Here is a 14,184-nt window from a genome sequence, read left to right as displayed (position 1 = left end):
TCGAGGTGTGGGGCGCAACTACGGCGTCGAGTTGGATGCAGAAGAAGACAGGTACTGCTCGTCGGAGACCTTCTCCAGCCAGTCCACCGATTTGCCATCCAGCGCTTCGGCGATCGCGATATGGCTCATGCCCACAGTGGGGCTGGCGCCGTGCCAGTGCTTGACGCCCGGCGGAATCCAGACCGTGTCGCCTGGACGGATTTCCTGGCGAGGGCCGTCCCAGGACTGGACCCAACCGACGCCCGCGGTGACGATTAGCGTTTGCCCCAGCGGATGCGTGTGCCAGGCGGTGCGCGCACCGGGCTCGAAGGTGACGGTGCCGCCGCCGATGCGAGCAGGCGCAGGGGCGCGGAACAGCGAATCGACGCGGACCGAGCCGGTGAAGTTGCTTTCCGGCCCGGCCGCGGATGGCTGCGAGCCCACGCGCGTGACGCTGATCGTGGGTGCTTCCTGGGCATATGCCGTTGAAGACAGGACCGTCATTGCGAGAGTCATTGCAGCAAGTGGCTTCATTGCGTTGCCTTCATTTCGTTTTTCTTCATGGAGCAGAGCCTTCCAAGGGATGTCGAGTGGCCACTGCCACGCGCTGGCTGGCGGCTTGAATGCGTTCCTTCCATCGGTGTATATGCACAGCGGTTGTCCATCGCGATCGAAGCTGCATGCATTGGAGGCTGACGCGCCATCTTCGTGCTCAGCGCTTCGGCGGCGCTTCCACGCCGGACAACTGCATGACCCCCGGAGGCAGTCGGTCGCCCTGGATCGGGACGGCGGCCACGGTGGCATTGAGTTCGCGCAGTTCCTCGCCGCTGAAGGTGATCGCGGCGGCGCCGAGGTTCTCCTTCAGGTGGGCGATCTTGGTCGTGCCCGGAATCGGCACGATCCACGGCTTCTGCGCCAGCAGCCAGGCCAGCGCGAGCTGGGCCGGCGTCGCGTTCTTGCGCTGCGCCCAGGTCTTGACCACCTCCACCAGCGCCATGTTCGCGCGCAGGTTGTCGGGGGCGAAGCGCGGCACGGCGACACGGAATTCACGGTCGCCATCGGGGACGAAGCGCGTCTCGGCCGTGATCGTGCCGCTGAGGAAACCCATGCCCATCGGGCTCCACGGCACAAAGCCGATGCCCAGTTCCTCGCACACCGGCAGTACCTCCGCTTCCGGCCCGCGCCAGAGCATGGAGTATTCGTTCTGGATCGCCGCCAGCGGATGTTCGGCATGGGCACGGCGGATGGTCTGGATGCCCGGCTCGGAAAGACCGTAGTTCAGCACCTTGCCCTCGGCGATCAGGTCCTTGATCGCCCCGGCCACGTCCTCGATCGGCACCTGCGGATCGACGCGGTGCTGGTACAGCAGGTCGATGCGGTCGGTGCGCAGGCGCTTGAGCATGCCCTCGACCACCTGCTTGATGTGTTCGGGCCGGCTGTCGCGGCCGCCGCGCGCCGCCGCGACCTTCGGGTCGAAGCTGAAGCCGTACTTGGTCTCGATGACCACCTGATCGCGCACGCCCTGCAAGGCTTCGCCGACGACTTCCTCGGACAGGTACGGGCCATAGGCTTCGGCGGTGTCGAACAGGGTCACGCCGGAATCGACGGCCGTGCGAATCAGGTTGATCGCGGTTTTCCGGTCGATGGTGCTGCCATAACGGTCGGAGACCGACCCCTCGACCGCGGCGGGCACCCACTGGCACCCCAGGCCGATGGAGGAAACCTCCAGCGCGCCCAGCTTGCGGCGCTGGCTGGTCGGCAAGATGCCGGTGGTGGTGGCGCTGCCGGTGCCGGCGGGTTGTGCCGGCGCGGCGGTATTGGCCGTGGAAGCCGACGGCGCGGTGCAGGCCGACAGCAGCCACGGCGCGACGCCGAGGATAGCCGCAGTCGCCAGCAACTGGCGGCGTTGCGGGTCGGCCGGCCCGTGGCCGTGGGGGTCGTGTTTGTCGTTCCGGGTCATGGGTCAGGTTCCTTGGTGTTTGGAGTGGAGGGGGCAGGCCCTGTCCATGGCCTCGATCAGTCGTGCCACGCGACGCTTTGCTCGATCGGGATGCGGCTCTCTCGATAGCCGGAGGCGGCCAGGGCGAGCAGGAAGGTTTGCGCATACATGCCGACATCGGCCGCGACGCGGACGTTGTCGCCTACCCCGGGATCGCACGACATCCTGGAACGCGGGAGAAGGAGAACACATCGCTGATCGCTCCCCGACATCAAAGGCCGGTCATCTTGAGAACGGCTTCCGGCAGGCGTTCGCCCTGGACCTGCACCTTGGAGACTTCGGCGGCGATCTCGGCAAGGTCCTCGGCGGACAGGTCGAGCGTGACCGCGCCCAGGTTTTCCTCCAGGCGATGTAGCTTGGTGGTGCCCGGAATCGGCACGATCCACGGCTTCTGCGCCAGCAGCCAGGCCAGCGCGACCTGGGCCGGCGTGGCATTTTTGTGCGTGGCCACGGCCTTGACGACCTCGACCAACGCCAGGTTGGCCTTGCGTGCCTCCGGCGAGAAGCGCGGGACGTAGTTGCGGAAATCGCTCGAGTCGAACTGCGTGCTTTCGTCGATCTTGCCGGTCAGGAAGCCGGCGCCCAACGGGCTGAACGGCACGAAGCCGATGCCCAGTTCTTCCAGCACCGGCAGCAGTTCCGCTTCCGGCCCGCGCCAGAACAGCGAGTATTCGCTCTGCACCGCCGTCACCGGCTGCACCGCATGGGCGCGGCGGATGGTCTGTACGCCCGCCTCGGACAGGCCGAAGTGCTTGACCTTGCCTTCGGCGATCAGGTCTTTCACCGCGCCGGCCACGTCCTCGATCGGCACGGCCGGATCGACGCGGTGCTGGTACAGCAGGTCGATCACGTCGGTGCGCAGGCGTCGCAGCATGTTCTCGACCACACGCTTGATGTGTTCCGGCCGGCTGTTGGTGCCGGCGCCGCGTGCGCTGGTATCGGGGTCGATGTCGAAGCCGAACTTGGTGGCGATCACCACCTGGTCGCGGATTGGTTGCAGGGCCTCGCCGACCAGTTCTTCATTGGCGAAGGGGCCATAGGCTTCGGCGGTGTCGAACAGGGTGATGCCGCGATCGTGCGCGTCGCGGATGAGCTTGATCATCTCCTGCTTGTCGGCGGCGGGGCCGTACACGGCGGTCATGCCCATGCAGCCCAGGCCGAGGGCGGAGACTTCCAGTTGGTTGCCGAGTTTGCGGGTTTTCATGGTGCTGCTCCATCGAGTAATTGAGGAATGGGGGTCTTAGTGCTGTTCCGGGAAATCCGTGCTTGCACTCAGCCGCTTCCAGTCTTCGATTTCCCGGAGCTGGGCCTGGAGTTCGTCGGTCACGATCTGGATCGCGTCGCTGCCCAGCAGGAGGCGGAACGGAAGGCGATCGCCCGTCACGGCTTCGATGACGGCCAGCGCCGCACGCGCCGGGTCGCCGGGCTGGGTGCCGTGGGTGTGGTCGTTCTCTTTGCGCCTCGGGCCGGCGGTGGCGGCGTAGTCGGCGATGTTCGCCTTGGCCTGTTGCAGCGACCTGCCGGCGAAATCGGTGCGGAAGGCGCCGGGATCGACGACCATCACCTTGATGCCGAGTGGCTCGACCTCTTTGCGCAGCGCATCGGACAAGCCTTCCAAGGCGAACTTGGTCGCCGAGTAGTAGGCCGAACCCGGCATCGCCAGCCGTCCGGCGATCGAGGAGACATTGACGATGGTGCCGGCGCGGCGAGCCCGCATGCCGGGAAGCACGGCCTTGATCGTGGACACCGCACCGAAGAAGTTGCTGGCGAACAGCGCCGCGACTTCTTGTTCGTCGGCTTCCTCGACGGCGGCGCGATACCCATGCCCGGCGTTGTTGACCAGCACATCCACGCCGCCGAAGCGCGTGTGCGCGAGTTCGACCGCCGCATCGACCTGGGCGCGATCCGTCACGTCCAGCGCGGCGGCAACTGCCGTGTCCGGGTAGGCGGCGACGATATCCTGCACCGTCGCGGCGTTGCGTGCCGTGACCACGGCGTTGAATCCCGCTTGCAATACGGCATGCGCGAGATGGCAGCCAAGTCCGCTCGAACATCCGGTAATCAACCATGTCGTCATTGAATTCATGCTCCGATATTCAGTTGGGTCAGCCGCCGACCTTGATGCCGCCCAGCCAATCGTTTACCTGGTTCATAGTTCGGCGTTCTTGATCGGCCTCCATCACGAAACCGTCGCGCAGCCGCGCCTTCGGTGCATGGCTGGCAAGCACCGAGCGGCTGTTACCGAGGCCGTAGCCGCCGTGGGTGACGAAGGGGATCAGGGTCTTGCCGGACAGGTCGTGCGCAGAGAGAAAGGCGCGGATCACCGGCGGCGCGGTCTCGCCCCAGATGGGGAAACCGAGGAACACCGTGTCGTAGTCCGCCATGTTGGAGACCTTGGCCTCCAAGGCACGCTCCCGGCCACTGTCGCGTTCCTGCCGCGCCAGTTCGACCGTCTCCAGGTAGTCCTCGGGGTAAGGCGTGGCGGGACGGATCTCGAACAGGTCGGTGCGCAGCGAGCGATGGATCAGGCCGGCGACCACCCGCGTATTTCCCGAGCGGGAAAAGTAAGCCACCAGTGTGCGCGACCCCGTTTGCCGCTGTTCGCCGCCGACACCGGATGCCGCGGCGAGGCGGCCCAGGGGCAATGTCGCAAGCGCGGCCATGATAGCTCGGCGAATGGGATTGGAAGGCGATGACATCGTGACCATTCCAGGCCTAGCGCCCCACACGCGCCTGCAGCGCTGCGGGATAGCGGTCGCCCTGAATCTTGACCTGCTCCAGGGCGTTGGCGATCTGGCGCAGGTCGCCATCGGACAGCACGACCGATGCGCCGCCGAGGTTTTCTTCCAAGCGGTGCAGCTTGGTGGTGCCGGGAATCGGCACGATCCACGGCTTCTGTGCCAGCAGCCAGGCCAGTGCGATCTGTGCGGGCGTCACGCCCTTGTCTTGGGCGATCTGACCGAGCAGGTCCACCAGCGCCTGGTTGGCCTGCAACGCTTCGGGCGAGAAGCGCGGCACGATGCTGCGGAAGTCGTCGCTGCCGAAGGTTGTGCCTTGCTTGATGGCGCCGGTCAGGAACCCCTTGCCCAACGGGCTGAACGGCACGAAGCCGATCCCGAGTGCTTCCAGCGTCGGCAGGATTTCCTGCTCAGGCTCGCGCCACCACAACGAGTATTCGCTTTGCAGGGCGGTGACGGGCTGCACCGCATGGGCGCGGCGGATGGTCTCGACGCCGGCCTCGGACAAGCCGAAGTGCTTGACCTTGCCCTCGGCGATCAGGTCCTTGACGGTGCCGGCCACGTCCTCAATCGGCACTTCGGGATCGACGCGATGCTGATACAGCAGGTCGATGCAGTCGGTGCGCAGGCGCTTGAGCGAGCCTTCGACGGCCCAGCGGATGTGCTCGGGCTGGCTGTTGAGGATCTGCTGCTTGTTGTCCTCGCCGAAGGTGAGGCCGAACTTGGTGGCGATCACCACCTGATCGCGCATCGGGGCGAGCGCTTCGCCGACCACTTCCTCGTTGAGATAGGGGCCATACACCTCGGCGGTGTCGAAGAAGGTCACGCCACGCTCGACCGCAGCGCGAATGAGGGCAATCGCCTCCGAGCGGTCGGTGGCCGGGCCATAGCCGTGGCTCAGGCCCATGCAACCCAGACCGAGCGACGAGACTTCGAGGTTGCTGTTTCCGAGTTTGCGCTTTTGCATGTGTTTTCACCTGTGGAGCAGCGCCATGGCATGGGGGCCTGGTATCTGCCTGATGGCAACGGAGCCGGCGGCAAGCCGGGTCGCCAAGTACATCGCCGCAACGGCAGCAAGGTGCGAACAAGTGAAGGACTTTGACGACATCGCGGGCTCGGTTGCGGAACCTTTTCTACCCAACAAGCAATGTAGCGATCACCTTCCGGTGCGACTAGGCGGTAGAATCGGCAAAGACTTGTGAGGTGTTTTTATAAATGCCGAGAGGAAGCTACAACGACTTGTTGGCCTTCATCGCCGTGGCGCGCGAACGCAGCTTCACGCGTGCGGCGGCGCAGCTCGGCGTGTCTCAGGCAGCGTTGAGCTACACCATCCGCACGATGGAGACCCGGATGGGGGTTCGGTTGCTGACCCGGACCACGCGCAGCGTTTCACCGACAGAAGCGGGCGAGCGGCTGCTGCAGAGCATCGTCCCGCACTTTCAGGAGATCGAGGCCGAGCTGATGGCCGTGGGAGAACTGCGGGACAAGCCGGCGGGCACCCTACGGATCACCGCGTCGGAGAACGCGGCAGAAACCGTCCTCTGGCCCCGACTTGCCAAGCTGCTTCCGAAGCATCCCTTGATCAACGTCGAGGTGACCGTCGAATCCCGGTTCGTCGATATCGTGGCGGAGCGGTACGACATGGGCATCCGCCTGGGCGACGAATTGGCTCGGGACATGACGGCCGTGCGCATCAGCCCCGACATGCGGGTGGCGATCGTCGGCTCACCGGGCTATTTGGCGAAGCATCCCGCGCCCAGGAAGCCGCAGGACCTGGCCGATCATGTGTGCATCAACCTGCGCTTGATGAGCCACGGCGATCTGTACGCCTGGGAACTCAAGAAGGGCAAGCAGCAGGTCAATGTGCGGGTCGAAGGGCGTCTGGTCTTCAACGGGACGCGGCCGATCCTGCATGCGGCCCTGGCCGGCTTCGGCCTCGGCTACTTGCCGGAGGACATGGCGCAGCCGTACATCGCCAAGGGCCGGCTGGAACGGGTGCTGGAGGACTGGTCTCCGGCTTTCCCCGGCTACCACCTCTACTACCCGAGCCGCCGGTATCCCTCACGCGCGATGGCCGTGCTGATCGAAGCGCTGCGCTATCCGGCCAAGAGGAGGTGAATCATGGCCCGCGAGTCGTTCAATGACATTCTTGCCTTCGTCCACGTCGTGCGCGAAGGCAGCTTTACCCGTGCCGCCGCATTGCTCGGGGTGACGCCATCCGCGTTGAGCCACGCCGTTCGGGCGCTTGAAGCCCGGCTCGGGGTGCGGTTGTTGACGCACACCACGCGCCGGCTTTCCACCACCGAGGAAGGCGAACGCCTGTTCGTCAATGTGCTGCCGCACTTCGAGGGGATCGACGCCGAACTGGCGGCGGTGGAAGAGTTGCGCGACAAGCCAGCCGGGACGATCCGCATCACTTCGGCCGAGCATGCCGCCAACAGCGTGCTGTGGCCCAAGCTGTCCAAGGTCCTTCACGAGTATCCCGACATCAACGTCGAAGTTTCGGTCGACTACGCGCTGTCGGACATTGTTTCCCAACGCTACGACGCCGGCGTCCGCCTGGGCAACCAGGTGGCCAAGGACATGATTGCGGTGCGTATCGGCCCGGACCTGCGCATCGCCGTGGTCGGCTCGCCTGGGTACTTCGCCCAGCGGCCGGTGCCTGCGACGCCACACGACCTGGCCGGACACAACTGCATCAACCTTCGGCTCCCGACCCATGGCGGGCTATTGCCCTGGGACTTCGCCAAGGACGGGCAGGAGGTCAAATTCCGGGTCGGTGGACAATGGACCTTCAACAACAGTTCGTCCATCGTCAAAGCCGCGCTGGCCGGCTACGGACTGGCCTTCGTTCCCGAGGACATGGTGCTGGAACACATCGACGCGGGGCGGTTGATCCGGGTGCTGGACGACTGGTGCGATCCCTATCCGGGATACCATCTCTACTATCCGAACCGGCGGCAATCCTCGCGTGCGCTGGGTGTCATCGTCGAGGCGTTGCGCCATCGGGATTGAGCGGAAACCCGAACGCAGATGCTGCAGGGGAGGGCTTCCAGCTCGCAACGATGCGTGCCGTATCCTTTGCCGGAGGCAGGCCGAATTCCCGTGCATATTCGCGGCTGAATTGCGTGGGGCTTTCGTAGCCCACTTCATGAGCGGCAGCGGTGACGCCATAGCCCGATGCCGTGAGCAGCGTGCGTGCTTGAAGCAGCCGAATCTGCTTTTGGTATTGCAGCGGGCTGAGCGCGGTCACGGCCTTGAAGTGGCGATGGAAGGCCGACACGCTCATGGCCACGGACTCGGCCAATCCCTCCACACGCAAAGGCTTTGCGTAGTCGCAGCGGATGATCTGGATGGCTTGGTTGATCTTTGCCAACGCGCTTCCAGGCGTGGCGATGTCTCTCAGCATCCAGCCCATCGGGCCTTGCAGTACCCGGTACAGGATCTCTCGCTCATAGGCGGGTGCGAGCGCGGGAATGTCGGTTGGGGTCTTCATCAAGCGCAGCATGCGCACCCAGGCATCCAGCAGTTCGGGCGTCACCGCCGCGACGGAGAAGCCTGTCTCCTGCCTGGATTGGCCGGCAATATTAGGCAAGTCCGACAGCAGGCTGACCAGCATCGGCGGCTCCAAGGTCAGGGCCACCGCAAGATAGGGCTCTCCGGCTGTGGACGGATGGACGGTGCCTGCCGCGGGCAGGCCGATGGACATGACGAAATAGGTGGCGGGGTCGTAGTGCAGCGTTTGCCCGCCCACGGTCATGGACTTGCTGCCTTGCAGAATCATGTTGACCATCGGGTCGTACACGGCCGCGAGTTGGTGTTCCGGGATTGCGCCCTGAACCATCGCCACGCGAGGGATGCCGGTCTCAGTGCGGCGATTTTGCGCATGGGCGGCCAAGGCCCGGAGTTCTCGCAGTTGTTCTTCCATGGTGTGATTTGACTTCGGCTGCTGGAAGGAACGCAAGCAAAAAGCAGAAATAGGCAGGATTGAGGCAGGAATGGATGCGCAGGAATTCGCACGATTGCCGACCATGTAGGCATTGCACGGATCGGAGTTACATCAATGCGCACCATCGTCGTTACAGGCGGCAGCCGGGGCATCAGCGCCAGTACCGCGTTGGAATGCGCCCGTCGCGGACTGGGCGTCATCCTGACTTACAAGAACAATCCCGAGGCGGCCAGGGAAGTCGTGCAACGCATCCAGGCCGAAGGCGGTAAAGCACTGGTGCTGCCGTTGGACGTCGGCAAGGTCGGCACCTTCACGGCATTCCAGGTCGCGGTGAAGCAGGCGCTCGACAGCGTGTGGGACGCCACTCATTTGGATGGCCTGGTGAATAACGCCGGCTATGGACTATTCGAGCCCATCGAGACGGTCTCCGAAGCCCAGTTCGACGGACTGATGAACGTCCATCTCAAAGGGCCTTTCTTCCTGACCCAGGCGCTGCTGCCGCTGTTGAAGGAGGGTTCCAGCGTCGTGAACCTGACCAGTGCGACAACGCGGGTGGCGACGGCCGGAGTCGCGCCCTACGCGGCGTTCAAGGGCGGGCTGGAGGTGTTGACTCGCTACATGGCCAAGGAATTCGGGGAGCGTCGCATCCGGGTCAATGCCGTGTCGCCAGGTGCCATCCGTACCGAGCTTGGCGGCGGCTTGAATGCCGAGTTCGAGGCGCTGTTGGCCGCGCAGACTGCCCTTGGCCGTATCGGCGAGCCGGAGGACGTCGCCCGCGTGATTGCCTCGCTGCTGACGGAGGACGGGGGTTGGATCAACGCCCAGACCATCGAGGTCGCGGGCGGCTACATCATCTGAAGCTGGAGAATGCCATGCTGGATCACGTCTTCCTTTCGGTGAGCGATCTTGATCGCTCCATCGCCTTCTACACCGCCGCGCTGACACCGCTGGGCATCGTCAATCGCCTGGACTACGACGGCAAGGACGGCCCGCCGGGACATCCCGACCTCAAGGGATTTGGCGCCAACGGCCGGATGTTCTTCTGGCTGCGCCAGGGAGCGGTCGATGCGTGCGCAGCGCATGTCGGCTTCGTCGCCGACAGCCAGGAGGCGGTCGATGCCGCCTATGTGGCGGCGATGGCGGCTGGCGCTACCGACAATGGAGCGCCAGGGGCGCGGTTGCACTACGACCCGGGCTATTATGCGGCCAATGTATTCGATCCAGACGGGTACAGCCTGGAGTTCGTCTACAAAAGCTGGCAGCACTGAACCATGAGCATCCTCGATCATGTCGAATTCGTGGTGCGTGACGCCGAGGTGTCCCGGCGATTTTATGAGCAGGCTCTAGCTCCGCTTGGATTCAGCCGGATCATCAGCGTCGGATCAGACCGGACACGCAGCGGCGGCACGCGGCATGGTTTCGGCAAGGAGGGCTATCCTCGCCTCTGGATACACGACAACGAGCTTCCCGGAACGGGAACGCACATCGCCTTTGCGGTGGAGGATCGCTCTCTCGTCGATGCTTTCCATCAGGCGGCATTGAACGCCGGTGGCAGTGACAACGGAGAGCCTGGCGTGCGGGCTCGCTATCACGAGCACTACTACGCGGCCTACGTGCTGGACCCTGATGGCATCAATGTAGAAGTGGTCTGCCAGAGGCCTGTCTAGGGGACAGAACTCAGTGGCCGGTTGGCGGCGCGATCTTCTGTAATGCCCCGTCCGGGTCGTACACGCGCAGTTGGGCCGCAGGCCGGGCCGAACTCCGATAGACCACCAGGTTGGTTCCGCCGGGGCGGGCCTGCGAGGGGAACAGAATGCCGTCCAGCCCCTCGGCAACCACATCGTCGGCCATGTACCAGGTCGGTGGTTCGACGGATTTGCCGAACCACTCGGCACGCCAGTCCACCGCGAAATCGGCCCACAGCGACGGCCATCGTTCCGGGTCGAACCCGGCGCTGAAATCGGCCACCCGCAACTCGCGCACAAAGAACGTGCAGATCGTACCCGGACGCAGCCAGGGGTTGTCCTGCTTGTACTCCGCCAGTGCGGTGGATTCGTCCAGCGCTAGGTAGAGCGCTTCCTGGCCGGGCCGGTTGAAACGACCCCCCTGGCGTGCCGCCCCCATGCCGGACAGCGGCATACTGGCATAGACGGGCGTGATGACGCGGTAGCAGGCCTCGTCCTTGTCCTCGCCCCGGGTGACGCTCGGGATCATCCAGCAGCACCGCCCGCAAGCGATTCCAGGTAGGCGATGACGTCATCGGTCCGTCCATCCTGAACCAGAGCCTCGGCCGTCTTGTAGCCGAAGGCACGCAGCGGTTCGTTGCGCAGCAGGAAAGCCGCACGCTTCTTGTCGCCGGTCATCTCGGTGGCCACCGCCAGCAAGCGCACCATGTCCTGCAGGTACTTCTGCAACTGCGGCGCCTGCGGGCGGGCCGTCGGCGTATTGCGATGCACGTGCGCACGCTCGGCCAGTTCCTGGACCTGGAAGCCGAAGAGCTCCCCGATCCGGGCCGGCGACAGGTAGGGTGTGTTCGGCTCGCGGAACTGCTCAACAAAGGGCTGTTGCAATACGGTGCTCATGGCGCATGACTCCATGCAGTTTGAATGCACTAATTTTGCACTTAAATCGCTCTCGGCGCAACTGGACACACCATCTGACCTGATCCGCGAGGATCGAAGGGGGGCAGGGCAGGGGGTGTGACAACGGAGCAATTGGCGTCCGGGCTCGTTATCGCGAGTACTACTGTGCGGCTTACGTGCTCCCGATGGCATCAATGTAGAAGCGGTCTGCCAGAGGCCCGTCTAAGCGGCTAGGATCGAAATGGAATCTTTACCGGCCCAGTCCCGACATCCGCACCCGTGCAAGACAGCGAGCCACGGTCGCTCATCACAAGACCGATTCATAAAACCAGCTCAAAAGTCCATGCGGATTGGTGGTCTTAATCAAAGTCCACTACCTCCGTAGCATGTCATTTCTCTAGAAGGCACGGCCAGACTCTCTGGCGCTTTGTCGCATGCAAAGCGTTTGGTCACGCTCGCCTCCAAGAACAGCCGGGTGGTAGCTCGAAGTCGTATCCGTGTCGCCAACGGCCCCTCTTTCTTTGCGCAGGAGTTCAGGCATGAATACGTTTGGTTATGCGGCATACAGCACCGATTCTCCGTTGGCTCCCTACACGTTCGAGCGGCGCGAACTGCGTCCCGACGATGTTGCCCTGGAGATTCTCTACTGCGGCGTGTGCCACTCCGACCTGCACACCGCCCGCAACGACTGGGGCATGAGCTACTACCCGATCGTGCCGGGCCACGAGATCGTCGGCCGGGTGATCGAGACCGGCACGCAGGTGACCGGCTTCAAGGCCGGCGACTATGTGGCGGTCGGCTGCATGGTCGATAGCTGCCGTGAATGCGACCAGTGCCGCAAGGGCGACGAGCAGCTCTGCCGCCAAGGCCCCATCTACACCTACAGCGGCCACGACCGCATCAGCGGCGAGCCGACCCAGGGCGGCTACGCCAAGCACCTGGTGGTGAGCGAGGCGTTCTGCCTGCACATGCCCGAGGGGCTGGATCTGGCCAAGGCCGCGCCGCTGCTGTGCGCCGGGATTACCACCTACTCGCCGCTGCGCACCTGGAATGTCGGCTCCGGCAGCCGGGTCGGCGTGATCGGCCTGGGTGGCCTGGGCCACATGGCGGTGAAGCTGGCCGTGGGCCTGGGCGCCGAAGTGACCGTGCTCAGCCGCAGCGCCGACAAGCGGGCCGATGCGTTGGCGCTGGGCGCCGCCCGCCTGCTGGTGTCTGCGGACGAAGGCGCAATGGCCGAGGCCGCGGGCAGCTTCGATCTGATCATCGACACGGTGCCCGCCAAGCATGACCTCGATCCCTATCTGCCGCTGCTGGACGTGGATGGCACCCTGGTCATCGTCGGCCAGCTCGGCCCGATGAGCGATTTCAGCACCGTCCCGTTGCTGTCCGGCCGCCGCCGCGTCGCCGGCTCACCGATCGGCGGCATCCGCGAGACGCAGGAACTGCTCGACTTCTGCGCGAAGAAGAACATCCTGCCGGACTGCGAAATGATCCGCATGGACCAGATCAACGAGGCCTTCGAGCGTATGGAGAAGGCCGACGTGCGCTACCGCTTCGTGATCGACATGGCCTCACTGTCCGCCGCAGCGGCTTGACCCGCACGCGACCCATGAAGGCTTCCGTCGCCATGACTGCACCTCGTCCGGCCTCCGTCCATGCCAGCGCCCCAGGCCAAACGGGCGCTGGCGACGCCGCGGGCGGACCTGGCAATGAACTGCGCCTGCTGCTCATCCTCAGCGCGTTGATGTCGTTCGCGTCGGTCTCCACGGACATGTACCTGCCGGCGCTGCCGACGATCAGCCGCGCCCTGCATACGACTTCGGCCAGCATCGAACTGACCTTCTCGGCTTTCCTGGTCGGGTTCAGCCTGGGCCAGTTGCTGTGGGGGCCCATCAGCGACCGCTACGGCCGCCGCCTGCCCATCGCTATCGGCCTGGTGTTGTTCACCATCGGCTCGGTGGGCTGCGCCCTGTCGACGACGGTGACGCAGATGATGGTCTGGCGCGTCGTGCAGGCGCTGGGCGCTTGCGTGGGGCCGGTGCTGTCGCGGGCCATGGTGCGCGATCTCTATGGCCGGGAGCAGTCGGCGCGGATGTTGTCGACGCTGATCCTGATCATGGGTGTCGCGCCCTTGGTCGGGCCGCTTCTCGGTGGGCAGGTACTCGCGTTCTGGTCCTGGCAGGGCATCTTCTGGACGTTGGCCGGTATCGGCGTGTTGACCCTGGCCTCGCTGGCGGCGTTGCCCGAAAGCCTGCCGCCAGCGCGTCGCTCGGCCACGCCGCTGCGGCACACGCTCGGCAGCTATTGGGAACTCCTGGGGGATGTCCGGCTGATGGGCTACGCGCTCTCCGGCGGCTTCTTCTACGGCGGGGCCTATGCCTTCATCGTCGGCACCCCGTTCGCGTACATCGACTACTACCACGTCTCGCCGCAGGCCTACGGCTGGCTGTTCGGCCTGAACATCGTCGGCATGATGGTGGCCAACTTCGTCAACCGCCGTCTGCTGGAGCGCTTCGGCAGCGAACGGCTGTTCCACATCGGCACCTGGATACTGGCGCTGACCGGCATCGTCTTGGCGATCAACGCCCGGTTCGGCTGGGGCGGATTGCCCGGCCTTGTCGTGCCGATCTTCTTCTACATGTCGATGAATGGCCTCATCGTGGCCAACTCGGTGGCCGGTGCGCTGTCCGCCTTTGCGCACAAGGCGGGATCGGCATCCTCGCTGCTGGGGGCGATGCACTACGGCAGCGGCATCCTCAGCGCGGCAATGCTGGGGTGGTTCTCCGATGGCACCCCCTGGACGATGGCCTGGATCATGGCGCTGGCCGGTATCGGCAGCCTGGCGACTTCCGCGATTTCCACCCGTATCCGCGCCGCACGCGGGCTCGCAACCGAAGCATCGGGGTGAGGACGCCTCGCTCTTGAACGGAGATACGA

General features: G+C 64.8%; 17 protein-coding genes. 7 read left to right on the top strand and 10 right to left on the bottom strand.

Going from position 1 to position 14,184, the window contains the following annotated elements:
* Positions 1–18 precede the first annotated feature (18 nt).
* The 7 genes from AVCA_RS14795 to AVCA_RS14765 all read right to left on the bottom strand — a co-directional run bounded on the left by AVCA_RS14795 (position 19) and on the right by AVCA_RS14765 (position 5,683).
* Complete coding sequence (locus AVCA_RS14795; RefSeq protein WP_012701799.1) at positions 19–513, bottom strand: (R)-mandelonitrile lyase; 495 nt, start codon at positions 511–513, stop codon at positions 19–21.
* Between the two features lie 178 nt (positions 514–691).
* Positions 692–1,939, bottom strand: a complete 1,248-nt coding sequence (locus tag AVCA_RS14790; RefSeq protein ID WP_012701798.1) for an aldo/keto reductase — start codon at positions 1,937–1,939, stop codon at positions 692–694.
* Positions 1,940–1,995: 56 nt separating this feature from the next.
* On the bottom strand, positions 1,996–2,142 hold the full coding sequence (locus tag AVCA_RS26465) for a hypothetical protein (protein ID WP_156483698.1): 147 nt from the start codon (positions 2,140–2,142) through the stop codon (positions 1,996–1,998).
* 47 nt (positions 2,143–2,189) lie between these two features.
* Positions 2,190–3,182: an aldo/keto reductase gene (locus AVCA_RS14780; protein WP_012701796.1), complete on the bottom strand. Its 993-nt coding sequence runs from the start codon at positions 3,180–3,182 to the stop codon at positions 2,190–2,192.
* Positions 3,183–3,218: 36 nt separating this feature from the next.
* On the bottom strand, positions 3,219–4,064 hold the full coding sequence (locus AVCA_RS14775; protein WP_236616193.1) for an oxidoreductase: 846 nt from the start codon (positions 4,062–4,064) through the stop codon (positions 3,219–3,221).
* Positions 4,065–4,083: 19 nt separating this feature from the next.
* On the bottom strand, positions 4,084–4,677 hold the full coding sequence (locus tag AVCA_RS14770; RefSeq protein WP_012701794.1) for a flavodoxin: 594 nt from the start codon (positions 4,675–4,677) through the stop codon (positions 4,084–4,086).
* 16 nt (positions 4,678–4,693) lie between these two features.
* Positions 4,694–5,683: an aldo/keto reductase gene (locus AVCA_RS14765; RefSeq protein ID WP_012701793.1), complete on the bottom strand. Its 990-nt coding sequence runs from the start codon at positions 5,681–5,683 to the stop codon at positions 4,694–4,696.
* Positions 5,684–5,931: 248 nt separating this feature from the next.
* On the opposite strand from AVCA_RS14765, the gene AVCA_RS14760 reads away from it, so the two are divergent.
* Entirely contained in the window at positions 5,932–6,834 is a 903-nt protein-coding gene (locus AVCA_RS14760; protein ID WP_012701791.1) for a LysR family transcriptional regulator, read from the top strand.
* A 3-nt stretch (positions 6,835–6,837) separates the two neighbouring features.
* Complete coding sequence (locus AVCA_RS14755; RefSeq protein WP_012701790.1) at positions 6,838–7,731, top strand: LysR family transcriptional regulator; 894 nt, start codon at positions 6,838–6,840, stop codon at positions 7,729–7,731.
* Here the strand turns inward: AVCA_RS14755 and AVCA_RS14750 are convergent.
* Entirely contained in the window at positions 7,700–8,644 is a 945-nt protein-coding gene (locus AVCA_RS14750) for an AraC family transcriptional regulator (protein ID WP_231876386.1), read from the bottom strand. The genes AVCA_RS14755 and AVCA_RS14750 overlap by 32 nt on opposite strands.
* Positions 8,645–8,779: 135 nt before the next feature.
* Between AVCA_RS14750 and AVCA_RS14745 the strand changes: the two genes are divergently transcribed.
* Genes AVCA_RS14745 through AVCA_RS14735 form a run of 3 tightly spaced genes read left to right on the top strand, consistent with a single transcriptional unit; the run spans position 8,780 to position 10,332 of the window.
* Positions 8,780–9,523: an SDR family NAD(P)-dependent oxidoreductase gene (locus AVCA_RS14745; protein WP_012701787.1), complete on the top strand. Its 744-nt coding sequence runs from the start codon at positions 8,780–8,782 to the stop codon at positions 9,521–9,523.
* Positions 9,524–9,537: 14 nt separating this feature from the next.
* Positions 9,538–9,933, top strand: a complete 396-nt coding sequence (locus AVCA_RS14740; protein ID WP_012701786.1) for a VOC family protein — start codon at positions 9,538–9,540, stop codon at positions 9,931–9,933.
* Between the two features lie 3 nt (positions 9,934–9,936).
* Positions 9,937–10,332, top strand: a complete 396-nt coding sequence (locus AVCA_RS14735; protein ID WP_012701785.1) for a VOC family protein — start codon at positions 9,937–9,939, stop codon at positions 10,330–10,332.
* A 10-nt stretch (positions 10,333–10,342) separates the two neighbouring features.
* On the opposite strand, the gene AVCA_RS14730 is transcribed toward AVCA_RS14735, so the two are convergent.
* Together AVCA_RS14730 and AVCA_RS14725 are read right to left on the bottom strand one after the other, a co-directional pair.
* Positions 10,343–10,879 carry an RES family NAD+ phosphorylase gene (locus AVCA_RS14730; RefSeq protein WP_012701784.1) on the bottom strand — a complete coding sequence of 179 codons (537 nt, stop codon included), beginning with the start codon at positions 10,877–10,879 and terminating at the stop codon, positions 10,343–10,345.
* Positions 10,876–11,247 (bottom strand): antitoxin Xre/MbcA/ParS toxin-binding domain-containing protein, encoded by a 372-nt coding sequence (locus tag AVCA_RS14725; protein WP_041807285.1) that lies wholly within the window; start codon positions 11,245–11,247, stop codon positions 10,876–10,878. Before AVCA_RS14725 ends, AVCA_RS14730 begins: the two co-directional genes overlap by 4 nt.
* 539 nt (positions 11,248–11,786) lie before the next feature.
* Here AVCA_RS14725 and AVCA_RS14720 point away from each other — a divergent pair.
* Together AVCA_RS14720 and AVCA_RS14715 are read left to right on the top strand one after the other, a co-directional pair.
* Positions 11,787–12,842: an NAD(P)-dependent alcohol dehydrogenase gene (locus AVCA_RS14720; protein ID WP_012701782.1), complete on the top strand. Its 1,056-nt coding sequence runs from the start codon at positions 11,787–11,789 to the stop codon at positions 12,840–12,842.
* A gap of 14 nt (positions 12,843–12,856) precedes the next feature.
* Positions 12,857–14,155, top strand: coding sequence for a Bcr/CflA family multidrug efflux MFS transporter (locus tag AVCA_RS14715; protein ID WP_231876385.1), 1,299 nt, complete (start codon positions 12,857–12,859; stop codon positions 14,153–14,155).
* Positions 14,156–14,184: the final 29 nt, after the last annotated feature.

Source organism: Azotobacter vinelandii CA (assembly GCF_000380335.1).
Taxonomy (GTDB): Bacteria; Pseudomonadota; Gammaproteobacteria; order Pseudomonadales; family Pseudomonadaceae; genus Azotobacter; species Azotobacter vinelandii.
The sequence above is the reverse complement of the archived record's forward strand: the minus strand, read 5'-3'. Positions and strand labels throughout refer to the sequence as shown.